This window comes from Microcoleus sp. BM001215392 (genome assembly GCF_036700185.1).
Taxonomy (GTDB): Bacteria; Cyanobacteriota; Cyanobacteriia; order Cyanobacteriales; family Microcoleaceae; genus Microcoleus.
On record NZ_JAUBOJ010000217.1, the window covers coordinates 9,365 to 12,320 of the forward strand.

General features: G+C 49.0%; 1 protein-coding gene. It reads right to left on the minus strand.

Translation table 11 applies throughout. From position 1 onward, the window contains the following. Nucleotides 1-259: 259 nt before the first annotated feature. On the minus strand, nucleotides 260-2,299 hold the full coding sequence (locus QT974_RS21245; RefSeq protein ID WP_333470402.1) for a serine/threonine-protein kinase: 2,040 nt from the start codon (nucleotides 2,297-2,299) through the stop codon (nucleotides 260-262). Nucleotides 2,300-2,956: the final 657 nt, after the last annotated feature.

Here is a 2,956-nt window from a genome sequence, read left to right on the forward strand (position 1 = left end):
CGGCGGACATCGTTTGTGTGCCCGTAAACTCAGCGATTTCAATCGCCGATTGAAATCTTAGGAATGAGAATTAAATAACTTGCAATTTTTATTGTGATTGTGGGATGGGCGTCCCGCCCCTCCGCAACTGGCACTCTTGTTGAGTTAGATTTTTAGGTAAGTTGTTGCACTTGGGCGCTCTTCGATCTATGAAAGAGCGCTTTCATCGCAACAAAATACCTTGATTTAACTCGATCGCACCGAGAATCGATCGCCAAAATTAAGGAGACAGTTGCCACACCTTAATCGTGTCATCATAACTACCGCTGATCAGAGTTTTGTCCTGAGGATTAAATGCCAATTCCACCCAAGTAGAATGACCTTTGAGGGTGCCTTGTTCCCCGCCATCCATCGCCCACAGCTTGATAGTTCCGCTCAAATCTGCGCTCGCTAGCGTCGCGCCGTCGGGACTGAAAGCTACAGACTGAATTCGATCGGTATGACCTGCAAAAGTCGCCTCACCGACCGGTTCGGGCCCGTGCTCGGTGGTGATATCCCAAATCCTCACGGTATTGTCCCAGCCACCGCTGCCCAAAATTGTACCGTCGGGGCTGATGGCAAGCGCCGAAACAGCATCAACATGACCCGTGAGAGTGGCTTGGAATGCCCCTGTTTTCCAATTCCACATCTCGATCGTACCGTCGCTTTTGCCAGCAAACAAAGTGTCTTTATAGGCACTGAAAGCTACTGAATGCACTTCGTCGGTTATCCCTTGGAGTGTTTGCAACTCGGCGCCACCTTCGACTTGCCACAGCTTCAAAGCGTTATCTTTGCCGACACTGGCGAGGGCTTGGCCGTCGGGACTGAACACCACCGAGAACACGCCGTCTGTGTGTCCGTCCAATGTCCGAATTAACTGGCCAGAATAGAAATTCCACAGTTTAATCGTACCGTCAGCGCCACCGCTGGCGATCGTCCTGCCATCGGGACTGACTGCCACCGACCACACGGGCCCCAAATGTCCGCCTAAAACCTTGAGCACTTTGCCGTGACGTTTGTGCAGCAGGTGAATTGTGCCGTCGTCATTTCCGCTGACGATGACGCGGCCGTTGGGAGTGACTGCTACGGCCCACACCGGATTTTTGTTTTGCTCGGCCAGAGTCCGCACAGCAGGCCGTGACAGCGATGGCTCACTGCTGAAATTCTGCATCGGGGGCGGATCGAACCGAATTTCGGGAATGTTAGAAGCAGGCTCAACAGAAGACAAAGATTCCGGTACGGTCGATGGCAAGCGAGAACCCAAAACTAATGAAATCAGGGCAACTACGGCAGAACCCCACACGGCCAAAGTCAATTTGGGTTTGCTGACAATCACCTCTATCGGTGTCGGGCCGTATTTCATGTCTGCGAGAATTGCTTCGATCGATCGATAGCGTTTTGATGGTTCTCGCTCCACCATTTTATCCAAAATGCGGCCCAGCCTGGCCGAAACTGGTACTTTCAAATAATCTCTCCAGGCCCAAGTGTCGGCTTTGATGTCAAACAAATCAAAGGGCGACATTCCTGTTAACAAGTGAATGCAAGTCACGCCCAAACTGTAGATGTCGCTGCTCTTAATTGCTTGACCTTTAATTTGTTCCGGGGCCGCGTATTCGGCAGAACCCGTTACTGTTTCTGTTTTGGGCGACCCGCTGTTAGCCGCAATTGCGGAGCCGAAATCGACTAAAACTAGCCCGGATTCCTCCTCCCAAGAATCCAGATGCTCTTTTCCGACTATTGCTGCCGAGGTTTGGGAAGATTTGCGGTGAATAATATTGGATGGTTTGATATCTCGGTGAATCAGTTGATTTTCGTGGACAAATTCCAGCACTGGTAACAACTCGCTCAGCAGATACCAAATGTGAATTTCTTTAAAAACTCCTTTTTCCGAAAGCCGATCGGCTAAATTGCGCCCTTCGATGTATTCTTGCACTAAATAGTGGCAGCCTTCGACTTCAAAAGATGCCAGCAGTTTCGGTATTTGCGGATGTTTGCCCAACTTGTCGATAATTGAGGCAGAACCCAAAAATGTCCGGTTGAACTGGTGTTGACCATCGGCGATTGACCGCACGGCGCCGCAGAACTGTTGAATGACGCAGCCCGGTTGCGCTGGTTGGTCTTCATCGACTGCTAGGAAGGTTCTGCCAGCCAGACTTTGACCGAGGGTGTGAAAGACTCGGTAGCGCCCTTTGAGCAGCAAGTTCGACTCGCAACTTTTGCAGGCTGTGGCACGATCGAGATTTTGGGGATTCTGGCAATCGGGATTGATACAGTAACTCATTTGTCTTGCCGCTGGAGACCCCCGTCTGACTTAAAAACAGCAGTGGGGGAGGAAAGCGGGGCGGTGCGTGCCGCTTCCTGTGGACAAATTAAATAATTTGAATCTTTGTTTTATGATAATTGTTTCACAGATTTTAGCCACAATTGTTTCGATCTATCGCCCGTAAATTATTGCTGACAGCTATTTCTCAAAATAATACAACTGTAGAAAAAATTCCCACCACTATCGAGTCAGTCATCCCCAATTCTTCAATTGTCCGACACTTCGGCAAACAAGCGCGACCGCGCTCGCGACTTGTCAGTCAGGGTCTTGTGAGCCAGCGCAGCCGAAGCAAGCCAAAGGAAGCCGTCTCCGTCTAAAATCTCAAATTGGTAGGACTTTTATGCGATCGAGGCTTAATAAGTCGATCGCACCGAACTCGATCGATCGGCTGGACTCGCTGTCAACGAATTAGGCTATACTGTCTTTGTGGATACAGTAATTGCGGCAATGGAGTCAATTTCAAACTTCAAATTAACTGAAGAATTGAAATTTTGGTAACTTTGGCCAAATTAACTACTAACTTTTAACTATTACCAAGAATAATGGGTTTAAAGCCTCCTCCTTCTAGGGGGAAATAAAACAAAATTATTCACTGTTTCAATCCTCTTCCTTTTA